Origin of the sequence: Pseudomonas sp. NPDC088368 (assembly GCF_044753445.1) — a bacterium.
GTDB classification, from domain to species: domain Bacteria; phylum Pseudomonadota; class Gammaproteobacteria; order Pseudomonadales; family Pseudomonadaceae; genus Aquipseudomonas; species Aquipseudomonas bambusae.
In genome coordinates, this window is the sequence record NZ_JBIVNG010000007.1 from 415,141 (window position 1) to 430,553 (window position 15,413).

General features: G+C 55.0%; 10 protein-coding genes, 4 tRNA genes and 2 pseudogenes. 8 read left to right on the forward strand and 8 right to left on the reverse strand.

Annotated elements, in window-relative coordinates:
* The first annotated feature begins 261 nt into the window (after positions 1-261).
* The 5 genes from clpB to ACIQAL_RS18035 all read left to right on the forward strand — a co-directional run bounded on the left by clpB (position 262) and on the right by ACIQAL_RS18035 (position 3,604).
* Positions 262-2,826 carry an ATP-dependent chaperone ClpB gene (gene clpB, locus ACIQAL_RS18015; protein ID WP_166597122.1) on the forward strand — a complete coding sequence of 855 codons (2,565 nt, stop codon included), beginning with the start codon at positions 262-264 and terminating at the stop codon, positions 2,824-2,826.
* Between the two features lie 338 nt (positions 2,827-3,164).
* Positions 3,165-3,240 (forward strand) — tRNA-Asn (locus tag ACIQAL_RS18020).
* Between the two features lie 20 nt (positions 3,241-3,260).
* Positions 3,261-3,337, forward strand: a tRNA-Pro gene (locus ACIQAL_RS18025).
* 7 nt (positions 3,338-3,344) lie between these two features.
* Positions 3,345-3,420 (forward strand) — tRNA-Lys (locus ACIQAL_RS18030).
* Positions 3,421-3,527: 107 nt separating this feature from the next.
* Positions 3,528-3,604 (forward strand) — tRNA-Pro (locus ACIQAL_RS18035).
* A 250-nt stretch (positions 3,605-3,854) separates the two neighbouring features.
* On the opposite strand, the gene xerC is transcribed toward ACIQAL_RS18035, so the two are convergent.
* The 5 genes and pseudogenes from xerC to ACIQAL_RS18060 all read right to left on the reverse strand — a co-directional run.
* Complete coding sequence (gene xerC / locus ACIQAL_RS18040; RefSeq protein ID WP_401147811.1) at positions 3,855-5,231, reverse strand: tyrosine recombinase XerC; 1,377 nt, start codon at positions 5,229-5,231, stop codon at positions 3,855-3,857.
* Positions 5,225-7,117 (reverse strand): MobH family relaxase, encoded by a 1,893-nt coding sequence (gene mobH / locus ACIQAL_RS18045; RefSeq protein WP_401147814.1) that lies wholly within the window; start codon positions 7,115-7,117, stop codon positions 5,225-5,227. The genes xerC and mobH overlap by 7 nt, the downstream gene beginning before the upstream one ends.
* A 225-nt stretch (positions 7,118-7,342) precedes the next feature.
* Complete coding sequence (locus ACIQAL_RS18050) at positions 7,343-7,567, reverse strand: DUF2188 domain-containing protein (RefSeq protein ID WP_401147817.1); 225 nt, start codon at positions 7,565-7,567, stop codon at positions 7,343-7,345.
* An 8-nt stretch (positions 7,568-7,575) separates the two neighbouring features.
* A complete protein-coding gene (gene ligD, locus ACIQAL_RS18055) occupies positions 7,576-10,131 on the reverse strand; it encodes a DNA ligase D (protein WP_401147819.1) in 2,556 nt (851 codons plus the stop codon).
* Positions 10,132-10,620: 489 nt separating this feature from the next.
* Positions 10,621-10,806, reverse strand: a pseudogene (locus ACIQAL_RS18060) (NYN domain-containing protein); the annotation flags it as partial.
* Positions 10,807-10,809: 3 nt separating this feature from the next.
* On the opposite strand from ACIQAL_RS18060, the pseudogene ACIQAL_RS18065 reads away from it, so the two are divergent.
* Positions 10,810-10,992: pseudogene (locus ACIQAL_RS18065) on the forward strand (transposase); the annotation flags it as partial.
* Between the two features lie 210 nt (positions 10,993-11,202).
* On the opposite strand, the gene ACIQAL_RS18070 reads toward ACIQAL_RS18065, so the two are convergent.
* The 3 genes from ACIQAL_RS18070 to ACIQAL_RS18080 all read right to left on the reverse strand — a co-directional run bounded on the left by ACIQAL_RS18070 (position 11,203) and on the right by ACIQAL_RS18080 (position 13,747).
* Positions 11,203-11,907: a 2OG-Fe(II) oxygenase gene (locus tag ACIQAL_RS18070; protein WP_401147821.1), complete on the reverse strand. Its 705-nt coding sequence runs from the start codon at positions 11,905-11,907 to the stop codon at positions 11,203-11,205.
* On the reverse strand, positions 11,904-12,974 hold the full coding sequence (gene ada / locus ACIQAL_RS18075; RefSeq protein WP_401147822.1) for a bifunctional DNA-binding transcriptional regulator/O6-methylguanine-DNA methyltransferase Ada: 1,071 nt from the start codon (positions 12,972-12,974) through the stop codon (positions 11,904-11,906). The genes ACIQAL_RS18070 and ada overlap by 4 nt, the downstream gene beginning before the upstream one ends.
* 86 nt (positions 12,975-13,060) lie before the next feature.
* Positions 13,061-13,747, reverse strand: coding sequence for a flavin reductase family protein (locus tag ACIQAL_RS18080; protein ID WP_401147825.1), 687 nt, complete (start codon positions 13,745-13,747; stop codon positions 13,061-13,063).
* Positions 13,748-14,166: 419 nt separating this feature from the next.
* Here ACIQAL_RS18080 and ACIQAL_RS18085 point away from each other — a divergent pair, with 419 nt between their 5' ends.
* On the forward strand, positions 14,167-14,574 hold the full coding sequence (locus ACIQAL_RS18085; protein WP_401147827.1) for a hypothetical protein: 408 nt from the start codon (positions 14,167-14,169) through the stop codon (positions 14,572-14,574).
* Between the two features lie 307 nt (positions 14,575-14,881).
* Positions 14,882-15,127 carry a hypothetical protein gene (locus ACIQAL_RS18090; RefSeq protein ID WP_401147830.1) on the forward strand — a complete coding sequence of 82 codons (246 nt, stop codon included), beginning with the start codon at positions 14,882-14,884 and terminating at the stop codon, positions 15,125-15,127.
* Positions 15,128-15,413: the final 286 nt, after the last annotated feature.

Here is a 15,413-nt window from a genome sequence, read left to right on the forward strand (position 1 = left end):
TATTCGCGATAGGGTTGTATCGCCTACGCATCTCCGTTGCCTGAACGACCTTCGCGAATAAATTCGCTCCCACAGGCTTTGTATTTCAGTCCGACCATCCCCGATTTCCTCTCCTAAACGCTTCTCGCCAGCTAATGTTGTCCTGTGTCAAGCGCCCGCCGCTTGAATCCTGTTAAATCGGCCACATCTAAGGGCTATCTGGCAGGTTTTCTTTATTAAGGTGTGTTCATTGCTCCGGCCTGCCCATTAGGAAGGTGACCAATGCGTATTGACCGTTTAACCAGCAAACTTCAGCTCGCTTTATCCGATTCCCAATCGTTGGCGGTGGGCATGGACCATCCCGCCATCGAGCCCGCGCACTTGATGCAAGCGCTGCTCGAACAGCAGGGTGGTTCGATCAAACCCCTGCTGCTGCAAGTCGGCTTCGACATCAACAGCCTGCGCAAGGCGTTGAGCAAAGAACTTGACCAACTGCCGAAAATTCAAAACCCGACGGGCGACGTGAACATGTCGCAGGATTTGGCGCGTCTGCTCAACCAAGCGGACCGTCTGGCCCAACAGAAAGGTGATCAGTTCATTTCCAGCGAACTGGTGCTGCTCGCCGCAATGGACGAAAACAGCAAGCTCGGCAAGTTGCTGCTTGGCCAGGGCGTGAGCAAAAAAGCGTTGGAAAACGCCATCAGCAACCTGCGCGGCGGTGATGCGGTCAACGACCCGAATGCCGAAGAGTCGCGTCAGGCGCTGGACAAATTCACCGTCGATCTGACCAAGCGCGCCGAAGAAGGCAAGCTCGATCCTGTCATTGGTCGTGACGACGAAATTCGCCGGACCATTCAGGTCCTGCAACGCCGCACCAAGAACAACCCGGTGCTGATCGGCGAGCCAGGTGTGGGTAAAACCGCGATTGCCGAAGGTCTCGCTCAACGCATCATCAACGGCGAGGTGCCGGATGGCCTGCGTGGCAAGCGTTTGCTGTCGCTCGACATGGGCGCGCTGATTGCCGGTGCCAAATTTCGCGGCGAGTTCGAAGAGCGCCTGAAAGCCGTACTGAACGAGCTGTCCAAGCAGGAAGGCCAGATCATTCTGTTCATCGACGAGCTGCACACCATGGTCGGTGCGGGCAAGGCCGAGGGCTCGATGGACGCCGGCAACATGCTCAAGCCAGCGTTGGCGCGAGGCGAGTTGCACTGCGTGGGCGCGACGACCCTCAACGAATACCGCCAATATATAGAGAAGGATGCGGCCCTCGAACGGCGCTTCCAGAAAGTGTTGGTGGATGAGCCGAGCGAAGAAGACACCATCGCGATCCTGCGCGGCCTGAAAGAGCGCTATGAGGTTCACCATAAGGTGGCGATCACCGACGGCGCGATAATCGCGGCGGCCAAGCTCAGTCACCGTTACATCACGGATCGTCAGTTGCCCGACAAGGCCATTGACCTGATCGACGAAGCCGCCAGCCGCATTCGCATGGAAATCGACTCCAAGCCTGAGGTGCTGGATCGTCTTGAGCGCCGCCTGATTCAGCTGAAGGTTGAGTCTCAGGCACTGAAGAAGGAAGACGATGACGCCGCGATCAAGCGTCTGGAAAAACTTCAGGAAGAGATCGTCCGACTGGAGCGCGAGTACGCTGATCTCGAAGAAATCTGGACCTCCGAAAAAGCCGAGGTCACCGGTTCTGCGCAGATTCAGCAGAAGATCGAGCAGTCGCGTCAGGAACTGGAAGCCGCGCGTCGTCGTGGCGATCTCAACCGTATGGCTGAATTGCAGTACGGCGTGATTCCCGATCTGGAACGCAGCCTGCAAATGGTTGATCAGCACGGCAAGCCGGAAAACCAGCTGCTGCGCAGCAAAGTGACCGAGGAAGAAATCGCCGAGGTCGTGTCGAAGTGGACCGGGATACCCGTGTCGAAAATGCTCGAAGGCGAGCGCGACAAGCTGCTGAAAATGGAAAGCCTGCTGCACCAGCGCGTGATCGGGCAGAACGAAGCGGTGGTGGCCGTGGCCAATGCCGTGCGGCGTTCCCGCGCCGGGTTGTCTGACCCGAATCGCCCAAGCGGCTCGTTCATGTTCCTCGGCCCTACCGGGGTGGGTAAAACCGAGCTGTGCAAGGCCTTGGCCGAATTCCTGTTCGACACCGAAGAGGCAATGGTCCGCATCGACATGTCCGAGTTCATGGAGAAACATTCCGTGGCTCGCCTCATTGGTGCGCCACCGGGCTATGTCGGTTATGAGGAGGGCGGTTATCTGACCGAGGCCGTGCGTCGCAAGCCGTATTCGGTGATTCTGCTGGACGAGGTCGAGAAGGCCCATCCGGATGTCTTCAATATCCTGCTGCAAGTGCTGGAGGACGGGCGTCTGACCGACAGCCACGGTCGCACTGTCGATTTCCGCAACACGGTGATCGTCATGACCTCCAACCTGGGCTCGGCGCGCATTCAGGAGTTAGTGGGCGATCGTGAAGCGCAGCGGGCTGCGGTGATGGACGCCATCAGCACGCACTTCCGTCCGGAATTCATCAACCGGGTCGACGAGGTGGTGATTTTCGAGCCGTTGGGCCATGACCAGATTGCCGGCATCACCGATATTCAGCTTGGCCGTCTGCGTCAGCGTCTGGCAGAGCGTGACCTGAGCCTGGAGTTGACGCCGGAAGCGCTGGAGAAGCTGATCGCGGTGGGTTACGACCCGGTGTATGGCGCACGGCCACTGAAGCGTGCGATTCAGCGCTGGATCGAAAATCCGCTGGCTCAGCTGATCCTGTCCGGAGGTTTCATGCCAGGCACCAGCATCAAGGGCACGGTGGAGAACGACGAAATCGCATTCGTCTGATCGCTTGCTTCTATATAGAAGGGGATGGAGGGCGCGCCGAGAGGTGCGCCCTTTTTCATGCGCGCCCGGAAACAGGCTCGATCCCGCGATTTTCGGCCCTCGAAGGCGTTCTCGAAAAAAAGTCGCAAATCATTGTCTTAAAAGCAATTTAGAGGGTTGACACCTGTTTCTGGGAATGTAGAATAGCGCGCCTCAGAGACGTGAACGCAGCGATGCAGACAGGTCGAAGAGGCGGAAAATGCAGTAGATTCAGGGTTGTAGATGCGAGATTCGTTTCGCAAAGAAGTACTGAATTTGTTGTGTCGAAGCGCGTCAAACGCTGCATCTGAAATTGAAATTCCGTGATAGCTCAGTCGGTAGAGCAAATGACTGTTAATCATTGGGTCCCAGGTTCGAGTCCTGGTCACGGAGCCAATTTCCAGAGGTAGTACCGTCGGGGTATAGCGCAGTCCGGTAGCGCGCCTGCTTTGGGAGCAGGATGTCAGGAGTTCGAATCCCCTTACCCCGACCATTTTTTTGGGTCGTTAGCTCAGTTGGTAGAGCAGTTGGCTTTTAACCAATTGGTCGTAGGTTCGAATCCCACACGACCCACCATTTTTGGTTTCAGGTTGCAGCCTGAGACCAAATCTTAAAGATCTGATGCAACACGTATCAGGTCGAAGGCAGAGAGCTTCTCAGAGCTGCCTGTAACACGCTTTAACCGGGGTATAGCGCAGTCCGGTAGCGCGCCTGCTTTGGGAGCAGGATGTCAGGAGTTCGAATCCCCTTACCCCGACCATTTTGTACCGTGGTATGCAACAGAGCGTTAAGGCTAGTGGATCGTAGCAAGTCTTAACCGAAGCTTCTTTTCTGAATGGGATCAGCGTTCAGACAAGCAGCCGTCTGCGGCGAAACATAGCTGCGGGATCCAATGATGTCAAATTGGAATGTGCCAGGATCGAGGCTTAAGCCTTCATACCTGGCTTTTTTCTGTCTGTGGGATTGTCGTCGCCGACGAAAGGTCATTATCTTTACAGCTATCAGCACTGTTAGGTAGGGCGGTTGACCCACGCGATACCCTCAAAACTGCCTTTAGACGATCTGAGCTGCTCTGATAGCGAGCTGCGCGTGTCGAGTAGAAGTTGAGCTCCGGAATCGACTCCGCGATGACGAAGCCAATCCAGAAATTTCCCCACGAAAGCTATCTCATCCGCCGAGAGTGGCTCGTCTAATACCTGGCTCTCGGCATTTGAGCTCCTTGTAGCGATAGGTGTCGTATCAGATCTGACCTGTTTGGCGGCGTTCGGAAGCGCAAGAGCGCCGTGGGTTGTTATCGCACTTTTTTCAACAAGCTTAGGAGGCGCGAGGGAAGGGCTCCTGTCGATCTTGAGGAGCCGCGTCGGAGAGACTCCTACGCTGTATTGCGAATTGCCTAATGATCGGCCGTTTAGGTTTTGCCGGTAACCCTCGCGTTTCTCCATAAATTCAGCCAGGCCCCTAATGGGGGTCCGATCGTTGAGCACGGCCCGCATCACATCGTAATCCGGCTCTATATATTCCATGGTGGTGGCGATGTTTGTATGGTTTAGCAGGGTTTTTGTTACATGAATGTTCCTATCCGGCTGCTTCATCAGATCTGAAGCAATCGTGTGGCGGAAACGGTGCGGTGTCATGCGTACGCCAGTTTTGTTGATGAGCTTCTTGTACATTGCCTCCACTTGATCAACGTCCATCAGCATCTTCCGATAATGCGAGGAGAAGCGATTAACGTTGAACAACTGGTCTGCATGAGAAAAGCTACGAGCTTTGGCGTTTTGGACGAGCACGTGGAGATGTGGGAGTAAGCCGTCGGGGATTGGGATCATGAACTCGCGATGCGTTTTCTCTGTTTCAGCCTTAACTCTGATCAAGCGACTTTTAAGATCGACGTCGCCAAGGGTCACACAGATCAAGGCGTTAAGCCGAATGCCTGTGTAGTAAAACGTTTCAAAAACAACGAGCCAGAACCAAGCTGGCGTGATTTTCGCTCTTTTTTGAATCTGGTCTTCCTCATCTTTCAAAAATTCTAGCCAGCTTCTGGCCTGAGCGATTGCGTCTCCAACGACCGTTTTTTTGGGGCGGCGTGGGGGAATGACAGAGGTTTTCTTGAATGGATTGATACTGATGTCCAGCAGCTGCTGTTCAATCGCGTATTTGTAAACCGTTCTCAAATGAGTGGAATAGGTGTTCCAGCTGCGTTTGGCTAGGCCTGAATCTAATTGCTTCTTGCGCCATGCGAGGACTGATCTGTGAGTAATTTCGTCTGCTTTGCAATCGCCAAAATGACGAATGCATGCGCGAGCTGCGGCATTATAGGTTTTGATGCTCGATGTGCGAAGAACATGAGTGTCGACGTACTCATCTGTCACTTTTTGTAAGGTTAGCATTCTGGAGTTACCTCACTCGCAACGCTATCTGAAACACCCTTTAAGACTAATATGGCGTTGTCATATGGGACTTCTTGAAACACATCTTTGGGATCGGAAAGCAAATACCCCCGTAATTCGCGTGATTTCCGAGGCCCCTTCACCTCGCATGTCCAGATGTTGAGTTGATCTGGAGTTTTGCGATGTCTTTTCTTCTTCTCGAATGAGCGCTGAACCAATTGCCACGGTTCGATTGCACGCTCGCGAGCAGCTCCAGCGATCTCTGGGTGCTCTAACGCGTAGCGTTTGAAAATATCGGGGCTTACAAGGAACGCTGTCCCGGACACTGTGTGTACGCGAGCTTTAGCATCGTTGATGATGATTTTGTGCGAGATCACGCCGTGTTTTAGCCAATTCAAAAATTGCCCACCGTAATCATCAGTGCTGACTGCTTGGGTGTTTGGTCCGGTTGGTGTAGTGTTTGATGCCTCTGATGGCGGGTCTGGATTCTGATGCGCTTGGGTGATAACGGCAGGTCTCACCACGACGTTCTCAGCTGCAGACACGGTCGGCGCATCATCAAAAAGAGACAGCAGATCATCCATGTGGTCAGAGTCGCTCTCGAGCCGTGAAGGCTGGGGAGTTTGAAGGACGCTGTTATCTTTTGATATTAAATAGCCATCATGATGGCTATCAATGTTTCTGGGGTTCCCTTCTGCCGCGATATCTGATTCTGGATCCGATTGCTGCGGATCTCCCTGTTCCACCGTCACCGATCCTGTGTAGCTCGTTGGACGGTCTGATGCTTGGGGCCAGATGAGAGCTGGTGAGATCTTCAACACCGTGAAACTGTTTTTCCATCCTCGGCCAGTGTCGATTGCAACCTTCCAAACGGCTTTGTCCTGAGCGTTGGTTTGGATGATTGCTTGGTCTTGCATCATGTTAAACATCGGTGCGTTAGAGTTTGGGATGTGCTCGATGCCTTGCGAGAGCAAGGCAGCTCTAAGCTGATCGACTGCAGTTTTGCTAACCAGCCATAGAGAGTCCTGTGTGAGCCAACCATCTGATGGTCCATCGGGCTGGTTGAGTTTGAATTTCTCTTTCACCAGAGTTCGCAACGCGTCGACCAGTTGACGCTGTAGAGACTGCTTGGGTGCTGCCATTGCACGGTCCGGATTTCCTCCCAGTTCCTGCGCAACAGATGCTTGGTCAGCCTGCGAAACAATTTCTCCGAGTATGTCCGCGTGTTCATATTGGCCGGCAAACGTGAATAACAATTGAGACCAGAGCTCCGGGAAACCGCTGAGCCAATCCAGTGCCTCAGGCGGCATTACTTGTGAAAGAACAAGCGAGGCTGCTGCACTGTGGAGGTTGTAGTTTCTGCCTTTCACGTATTTGAAACGGTATGGCTGAGATATAGGGCCGTACCAGGGATGCCAGATTTTGCCGTCTTCCAGCTCGACTGCCAGATCCACAGCGATTTTGCCAATGTCGTGGATAAGGGCTCCGTAAGCCGCTGCCGCCGACCAGGCCTCAGCCTGTGCTGCTTGCGATTCGGGCGGAGCGCCGATAGGAAGGAGATAGGTCTGTCTGATCTTCAGCGCGTAGGCAACAATTTCCAGGCCATGATCAAGCATTCCCCCCGGGTAGGCATGATGATGATTTTCGGATGCCGGGAGATGCTGGACCAGAGCTGCGTAGCGCTCAAGGGGGGCCAGGTATAGCGTTCCGAATTGCTTACGCGATAACGAAGTTCGCTGCCAGATGTTTTCGAGGAGGCTCCGACGGCGGGGAGTGTCCATCAACTGTTCAGCAGTTACAGGTGCAGTGAAAGATCCTTGTAGCCGGATCTCGTGGAATGGGTTGGGGGGTTTGCGTCGGAAGATCTGAAACATGTTAATGCCCATTTTGAGTCATGGGCTGGTTTTTCCGCTACGCGGACGAAGCGATCAACACTTTATCGATATTGAATCCCACAAGTTTTCATGGGCCATTTGCTACTATCCAGGAAGGAAAAAACCACAGCTGCGCATAACAGGTGATCCGTGGATAGGCCCCTGAACTTGTATGGTCGGGGGCCTTTTTTATACCAATACCCGTAAACACGGTTGCCGGTTCAAGGATGACGGCCTTCAGCCTCTGGATTTCACGGGATCAGCGCTGCGCGGATAGGTTCGTTCTTCCTGGATGGTCCCGTCTTCCTTGTGGATTTTCAATGAGGCTGTTTTGCCCTGCAGAAACGCGGCGGCCAGCTCAATGATTTCGGCTTTGGTGGACCCGCTTTTCGAGGCCCTGGTGGCACCTTCCTTCTTCAAATCCCAGCCATTGTCGGATTTGGTGATGTGATAATTTTCCATAAAGCCTCCTATTTCTTGAGTCCTATCCTTCGACGCATCTCTGCGGTGATCGTTTGTTTTGTTTTAGCGAAGCCCTGCCACGGATCGTCACCCAGTTGGCCCAAGCGCTCATGCAGGTTATGGATATTCCAGACATTGGCGACTTTGATCTCATGTATCTCTTCTTTGAAGATCGGCACGGACACTGGCAACCCTTCACGAGTGCGAACTGCATACGCATTGATGGTCGTCGCGCCTTTGCCGTTTCGCAGGTAGTCGATAAATATCTTGCCCACCCGGTTCTTTGGGCCTGAAACGGCTGAGAAACGGTCGGGTATGAGCTTGGCCATGTACTTGACGATCGCGTGACTGAAGGCTTTCACCGTTTCCCAGTCATCCTTTGGCGCAAGAGGGACCACAACGTGAATACCCTTGCCGCCGCTGGTTTTGATGAATGACTTCAATCCCAATTCATCCAGGATCGTCAGGGTAAGGGTCGTGGCCTCGACCATGCTTTTCCACGGCAGGACCGGATCTGGATCGAGGTCCAGGACAAACCGGTCAGGGCGGTCGAGGTCGGGCGCCTTGGCATTCCAGGAATGAAATTCGATGGTACTCATCTGGACGGCCCCCACCAGGGCCTCGGCGTTGTTGATGAGCATCACCGATTCGCCTTCGACGGTTTCGATACCGGGAATGGTCATGCGCTCTACGTTCTTCTGAAAGAACAGCTCCCCTGCAATGCCTTCCGGAGCACGCACCAGGGCTACCGGTCTGTCCTGCAAGGTCGGCAAAATCCACTCAGCGATGCTGACGTAGTATTCAGCCAGCTGCATTTTCGTAGAACCACTGACGGCATCAATGACGCGATCAGGATGAGTGACGCGGATCTTGCCGGAGGAGGGCAGGGCGCGCTTCTTCTCGGTCTGCTTCTTCGGCTTAGGCGCTGTCACATCCGCGACCGGCTTAGGAGTTTCTTCGGTGATTTCCTGAGCCGGCTTGTCATTGCGCAAACCGTGGAAGACCGAATGGCGAACCGAACCATCCTTGGTGATTTCCGCGTAAGCCACCTCGGCCAGCAGGACGGGTCGGAGCCAATGCACGCCTTTGGCATCCGCGCCCTTCGGCGGGTTAACCACTGCCGGTTTGTCCGTTTCAAGCGGTTTGAGCTGGGCGAGTATCGTGCGCAAGGTGGTTTCATTGAATCCGGTACCGACCTTACCGGCATAGCGAAGCTCACCGCTGTCCTTGTCGTGAAGGCCCAGAAGAAGCGCGCCGAACGAGGTTCTGGAGCCTTTGGGCTCGCTGTAGCCAACCACGACAAACTCCTGTCGGTGTTTGCATTTGAGTTTGATCCAGTCGTCTGACCGGCGCGAGACGTAGGTGCTGCCCAAGCGCTTGCCGATCAGGCCTTCCATGTTCATCTGGCAGGCCGACGTCAGGAGGTCGCTGGCATCTTCACCAAAATCCTCCGAGAACCGGATGATGTCGTCCTCGCTGCGCTCAACCACCTTGGCCAAGGCCGACCGTCGTTGCTCGATCGGTACTTCTCGCAGATCCACACCGTTCAGATAAGGTATATCGAACAGATAGTAGACAATCGCACCGCTTTTCTCGGTCTCAAAGGCGTTCTGCAGCATCTGAAAGCTCGGTACGCCGTTTTCATCTGCGGCAATGACCTCACCGTCCAGCCAGGCAGATTCGAGCGCCAGGCTGGCCAGCGCTTCAGCCTGGCGCGGCAATTTGGCGGTCCAGTCATGGCCGTTTCGCGTGAAAAGCTTCACCTCACCATTATCGATTCTGGCCATCATCCGATAGCCGTCGAACTTGATCTCGTAACGCCAATCACCCGAAGGGGCCGTTTCAACGAGGGTGGCCAGCTGCGGTTTGACCAGGTCGGGGAGGGGAGCTGCTTGTGCGCCGGTGAGTGTTCCGGACTTGCTGCGTTTGCGTGGCTTTGGCACCTGATCTACTGGTTGTGGATCTGCGGCTTTACCGCCGCGCTTTTTGGGGATGATCGTGCGATCGCTCAGCACAGAATCCGGTTGTTCTGTTACCACATCAAATTCGGCTTCGGGCCGAGCGTCGGCGTCCTGGTGCTTGATCAGAAACCAAGGCTTCTGTTTGCCTTCCTGATGCGTGCGAACCAGGTTCCAGATCCCGGCCAGCTTTTCGCCTTTCAGCTCGAATTTGATCTTGCCCTTGTTGTAGGACTCCACGGGATCACCGATGCAGGTCCATACGCCTCGGTCCCACACGATGACATCACCGGCACCGTAGTGCCCTTCGGGGATATGCCCTTCGAAAGTGGCGTAGTCCAAAGGGTGATCTTCGACGTGCATTGCCAGCCGCTTCACCTGCGGATCGAGGCTGGGGCCTTTTGGCACCGCCCAGCTTTTCAACGTCCCCTCGATCTCCAGGCGAAAATCGTAGTGCAACCGAGTGGCGTCATGCTTCTGGACACAGAATTGCAGAGCGTGATCAGCCTTCCGGGTTTTACGCGGTCGCTTCCTGGACCTTCCTGACGGTTCCGGCGTGGCGTCGAAGTCCCGTTTCTTGTTGTACTCAGCAAGTGCATCAGTCATGACAGAAGCCTCAGATTCTGAGGTTGAGAGGCGCTGCGGGTGGGTAGTTCCCTGGTCAGCGCATCGTCCAAATATGTCGAAAATGTTGAACCTGCTTAGGCACCGTCAGCACGCTTCATCACCACGGCCAGAACTGACGAATAAGAGCCCGTACCACTTCACGTAACGCCGCTTTCGCAGCTTGTTCGACCAGCCACTGCATATCGCTTTTAAACCGCCCTTTTTGTTCCATCTGAAACCCCATGTTCGCTGTAAATGTCACCGAAGCTTGATGTCACGACTTGCGTGCCAGAAGCCTTCATCAACATTTTCAGGCAAAAGGAAAGGTCGATTTTGTGGAGGTTTGCATGGTTTCGCTGCTCAGCGCCTAAGACTAAAACGCTTTTGCTTGCAGAACTTCGCAAGCCCTGCCATCAGACGGGCTGGGCTGAGTCACCAGTAGCCAGGTTTATCGATTGGTTTTTTGTGAGTGGATATTCGGACCGGGAATTAATGCTGAGCCAGCTCGCTGTTTGTTACTACATGCCGCATCCAGTGTGCATGTTGTTTCAAAGAGCCGGGAACAGTACGTTTAGTCCCTTCACGGTGCGGCAGGATCACCCCTAGATGAAAGTCAGGAAAATCTTCTCTGATGGCTCGTAGCGCTGAAGTTATGTCCGTGTCAGCAGAAACCAACGCTCTCGCCATGAAAGCAAGAAGGTCGAAATGTTGTTCGCTCACCTCAAACGAATCCGGAAACTGGATCGGTTACGACTACGAGGAATGACTGGGGCGAACGACGAATTTACCTTGGCGGCTGCGGTACAGAATCTAAGAAGACTGGCGAAACTGACCTCTCAAGGGCCACCAACTACGAGATAGGTACGCCTGGAATCAGCAAAAACCTTCAAATCCACCCACCGGCCGAGTTGCGTCGATCAACGCAGAAACGAAAAACCACGCAACGTGGGGAACGCGTTCTGAAATGAGGGCCAACGTAGACTTCTTCCAGCCTTAAATTCCGACTTTTTCAACAGAATCGGCTGAGAGCAAATGGTCGACTCTTTGAACAGGTTTAGCGCGAACATCTTCTCAGGCAGCATCATGAAAGATGATTCCTACAGTGTAGCGGCGCCCAGAGCGCAACTCGCTAACGCCGTGCCGTAACATCACCCGACAATCTCCCTTGGTTCCACGGTGCGGCCGGCTGTTAACGGCGAACACCACCGCGTCGCCTTTGGTAAGTGGCACGACCACCGGTCGCGACTGCATGCGTGGGCGCTGTTCGGTGAGGATGAACTCTCCGCCTTCGAATGCTTCGTGCGGCTCCGACAGCAGCATCGCAACTTGCAAGGGGAAGACGTGTTCACCATAGAGGTCTTGGTGGAGGCAGTTATAGTCGCCCGGGCCGTATTGCAGCAGCAGGGGCGTCGGTCGGCACTGTCCGGCGGCATGGCATCGCTTCAGGAACTCCGCATGAGTCGCGGGGAATCGGGCGTCCATCCCCATGCGCTCGTGCCATGCGTTCGCGATTGGTGCGAGTTTCGGATAGAGTCCAGTTCTCAATTTCTGCACGAGATCAGGTAGGGGATAAGAGAAGTAGCGGTATTCACCCTTCCCGAAGCCGTGCCGAGCCATGACAATGTGGCTGCGGAACGCCGGGGTGTCCCCGTACATGCTGGCGATCGCGTCGCATTCATCGGCTGTCAGCACCTTGGGCAGTACGGACCAGCCCTGCCGGTCGAGATCGTCGGCGAGCGCCGTCCAGTCGAAGTTTTCCATACGTGTAGCGGTCATACTGCCTTTTCCATGGCGAGGAGCTTGCGCTTGCGTTCGACACCCCAAGCGTAGCCGGACAGGGTACCGTCGTTTCGTATGACGCGGTGGCACGGAATAGCGATTGCGAATGTGTTAGAAGCACATGCGCTCGCAGCCGCCCTTGTTGCATTTCGCGCGCCGATGCGCTCGGCGACTTCGGTGTAGGACAAGGTCTGCCCGATCGGAATCTCGCGTAGCGCCTGCCACACTCGCTGTTGGAATGCAGTGCCACGCACGTCGAGCGGAAGGTCAAGCCCGACCTGCGGTGCCTCAACGAAGCCGACCACCTTCGCGACGATCGCTTCGTAATCGGCATCGGCACCGATCAATGTGGCGGCCGGGAACCGATCCTGGAGGTCGCGTACCAACGCTTCGGGATCATCGCCGAGTAGGATCGCTGCGACTCCTTTGGTGCTCGACGCGACCAAAATGGAGCCGAACGTCGTCTCGCCTATTGCGAAGCGGATCACCTCTTTCACTCCACCCTTACGGAATTTTGATGGGGTCATTCCAAGCATCGCATTCGATGCCTCGTAGAAGCGGCCGCTTGAATTGAAGCCAGCATCGTAAATCGCATCAGTGATGCTGTTGTCGCCGTCTAGCGCCTCGCGCACGCGCTTCGCGCGATGTGCGGTCGCATAACCCTTGGGCGTGAGACCAGTGTGCGCTTTGAAGACGCGGTGAAAATAACCAGGGCTCAGCGCGAGTGCTTCGGCAAGGTCGGTCAACGATGGCGTGGTCTCGCCCGCTTCGATAATCCGGCAAGCTTTAGTGACGATCTCTGCATTCACTATCTCGGCAGCCGGCCCATTGGGCTTGCATCGCTTACAGGCTCTAAAGCCGGTGTTCTGCGCGCTTTCGAGAGTGTCATGAAGGATGACGTTTTTCGGGTTGCAGCCGCGCGAGGCGCATGATGGCCGACAATAAACGCCCGTCGTGTTAACTGTGTACCAGAATTCACCATCAGCGGTTTTGTCGCGGGCAAGAATGCGGGCCCAGCGCGGATCGGCAAGAATCGCCTTCGTCTGTTTGTCTTGACTGTTCATAAGGCTTGTTCCTTTGTATTTTGACCCCAGTTATTCTGGCAGAACGTCCACAACACTCTGATTGGTACTTTCAAACATTCGTAGAGCTACCTCGCCGCTTCTTTACGAGCACGATCCACGTCGGGCATGCGGTAACCCAACTCGTCGATCTCAGCGAGGCGGGACGGTACGATCTCGGTACTGGACACTCCATAAAGCTTCTGGAAGTTCATGATCAACGGCTGCCACTTGGCAGGGTCGATGCGGTTCTCGTGCCCGTCCATGAGCAAGCTTGGATGCACGTGGACGCGGGTGATGCGCACTTCGAACGCAGAGATCAGGCCGGCGGCTTGGGGATCGTCGTCCATGATGCCGTGTTGAGCCGAGACGACGGCTTCTAGTTGGATCGGGCATTCCAGCACGCGCGGAGGGGCCACTGTTTGCGACGGGATCGGGGTCAGGCCCGCAACCTCGAACTTCCGAGGCTCGTAGGCATAGCCCAGCTTCTGCTTCAGTTCGGGTATCGCCTTGGTGCCCGTCAGACGCGCTAGCCTGTTCACCGCGTCAGCCTGTTTTGGCGATGCCAGATTTAGCACACATTGCCCCGTGCGAATCATGTTCTGCGGCGTCTGCGATGCAGTCTGGAGACCGAGCATGCATCGCCAGCCAAGCCACCACGCGGACGACATTGGCGCGAGGTTGAAAGTGCCGTCCTCGTTTTGCGTGCTGATGAGGACCACCGGGGTACCGAAATAGAGGATCGAAGGTTCGATCGCGACGTGAGTATCAAGCATGAAAATCTCCTTGGTCTGATTTCAAGTTGATTGTGTCGTCGTGCAGGCAACAGCGAACTCCGCTTCTTGCTATGGAATCGAACAACCTCGCTCACCCGGCGCGGCCCGGCTCCTGTTGTGCAAAGGGAGATTCAAATCCCTTCATGCGGTATTCCAACGAGGCCGACTCGCTTTGCATGTCCGCTTTCGAGAAATCCGACTGTCTCTTATGGGTCGGTACTGTACGCCGCAGCACAGGTAGTACGGCTGCACGATGAGCCCCAGGTGGCCGCTGACTTGCTCAAGCAAGCTGGTTTGGCCCAGGCTGATTGCAGCAAGCTCATGACTACGACAAGGAGTCGCTGCGCGAAATCAACACGACTCCCAGCATGGCCCTCACCGGCCTAAATGAATAGGAAACCGCTGCCAAGTGCAGCGGAATGAGCAAGGTCACAAGGTTTATCAACGACTTACGAACCAAGGAAAACACGATCAGCTGCACCTTCAAGCCCTGGCCTAAAAACTGGGGCTGCGCCAGTAGACTGAATAGGCAATATTGCCTATTATCTTGCTTAGGCAACATTGCCTATTATCAACTAAGCGAGGGATGCGTGGACAATCGCACACGCTATCTACAACTGCTGGATACCTACGGCATCACCCAGGCCAAAAGCGCTGAACTTATTGCAGCGGTTACAGCGCGGCCATGCTCGGTGCGAACCGTTCGCTCGTGGCTCAACGATCCCGAAAAGCCAAGCTCAACACCGTGTCCCGATTACGCCGTTGCGAATCTGGAAAAGGCCATTGAGTACATGCAACGCGCCTTGGCGCGACGTGCCGAAAGTTGAAGGAGGGAAGCATAGCCACGGTTTTTTTGGTGATGGCAACAGCCAGCGGCTTTAGAGCATCCGAGAGGCAACCTCTGCCTCTGCGAGTCTTTGAAGACCGATCGGAAGCAGACGGTTGGTTGGACAAATTACTCGACTATCACGTGAGTCCGCCTGAGCAGCCCCCCGGGTCCGATAATGAAGAAGATTGGACCGAATGGCGTATGCAGATCAATGCTTGGCGTGCTGACCATCCAGCCGGTGTTGTCGCCGCAGATTATCAGCATTTCGGCGTTTATGATCTGCCTCTTGGATTATAGGAATTCTCATGCCCATGACCCCCAAACGGTTAGCTGAGCGCATCGACGAACTGATCGAGTCAATTCGCCATGGCGCGAGCCACGACTTTGCCTGCCGGAATGCCGCACAGACGATCACCTACATCCGTCAGGTGTACGAACTAGGCATCATCGACGTCGCCCAGTTCAATGACTTGGTAGCGGCCGTGGAGGTGGCGGCCAGCGAATGGAAACCTCGAATCGACTGGGATGGCCGTTCATTGGATGATGACTAGAAAGGAACCCCGAAATGGCCAGGTCCGAAGACCATGAGAAACTAACCAAGCTCGGAAAGCTGGTTTCAAAAAAATGAGGTGGCCATCTTTTGGGCAGATGCAGCGGCGCCGGTCTTAGTAGAAGTAATTCGCCGTGGTGGACGAAGCGACATGAAGGCGCTGCGCGAGGCGTTGACTGAGGCATAACCATGGGGAGAGCGAGAGAACACCCCATACAAGGCATAGCTGGTAGAAATGCACCGCCAGTTAGGCCACCTGCTGATGCGCCGAAGGCAGACACAGCTAA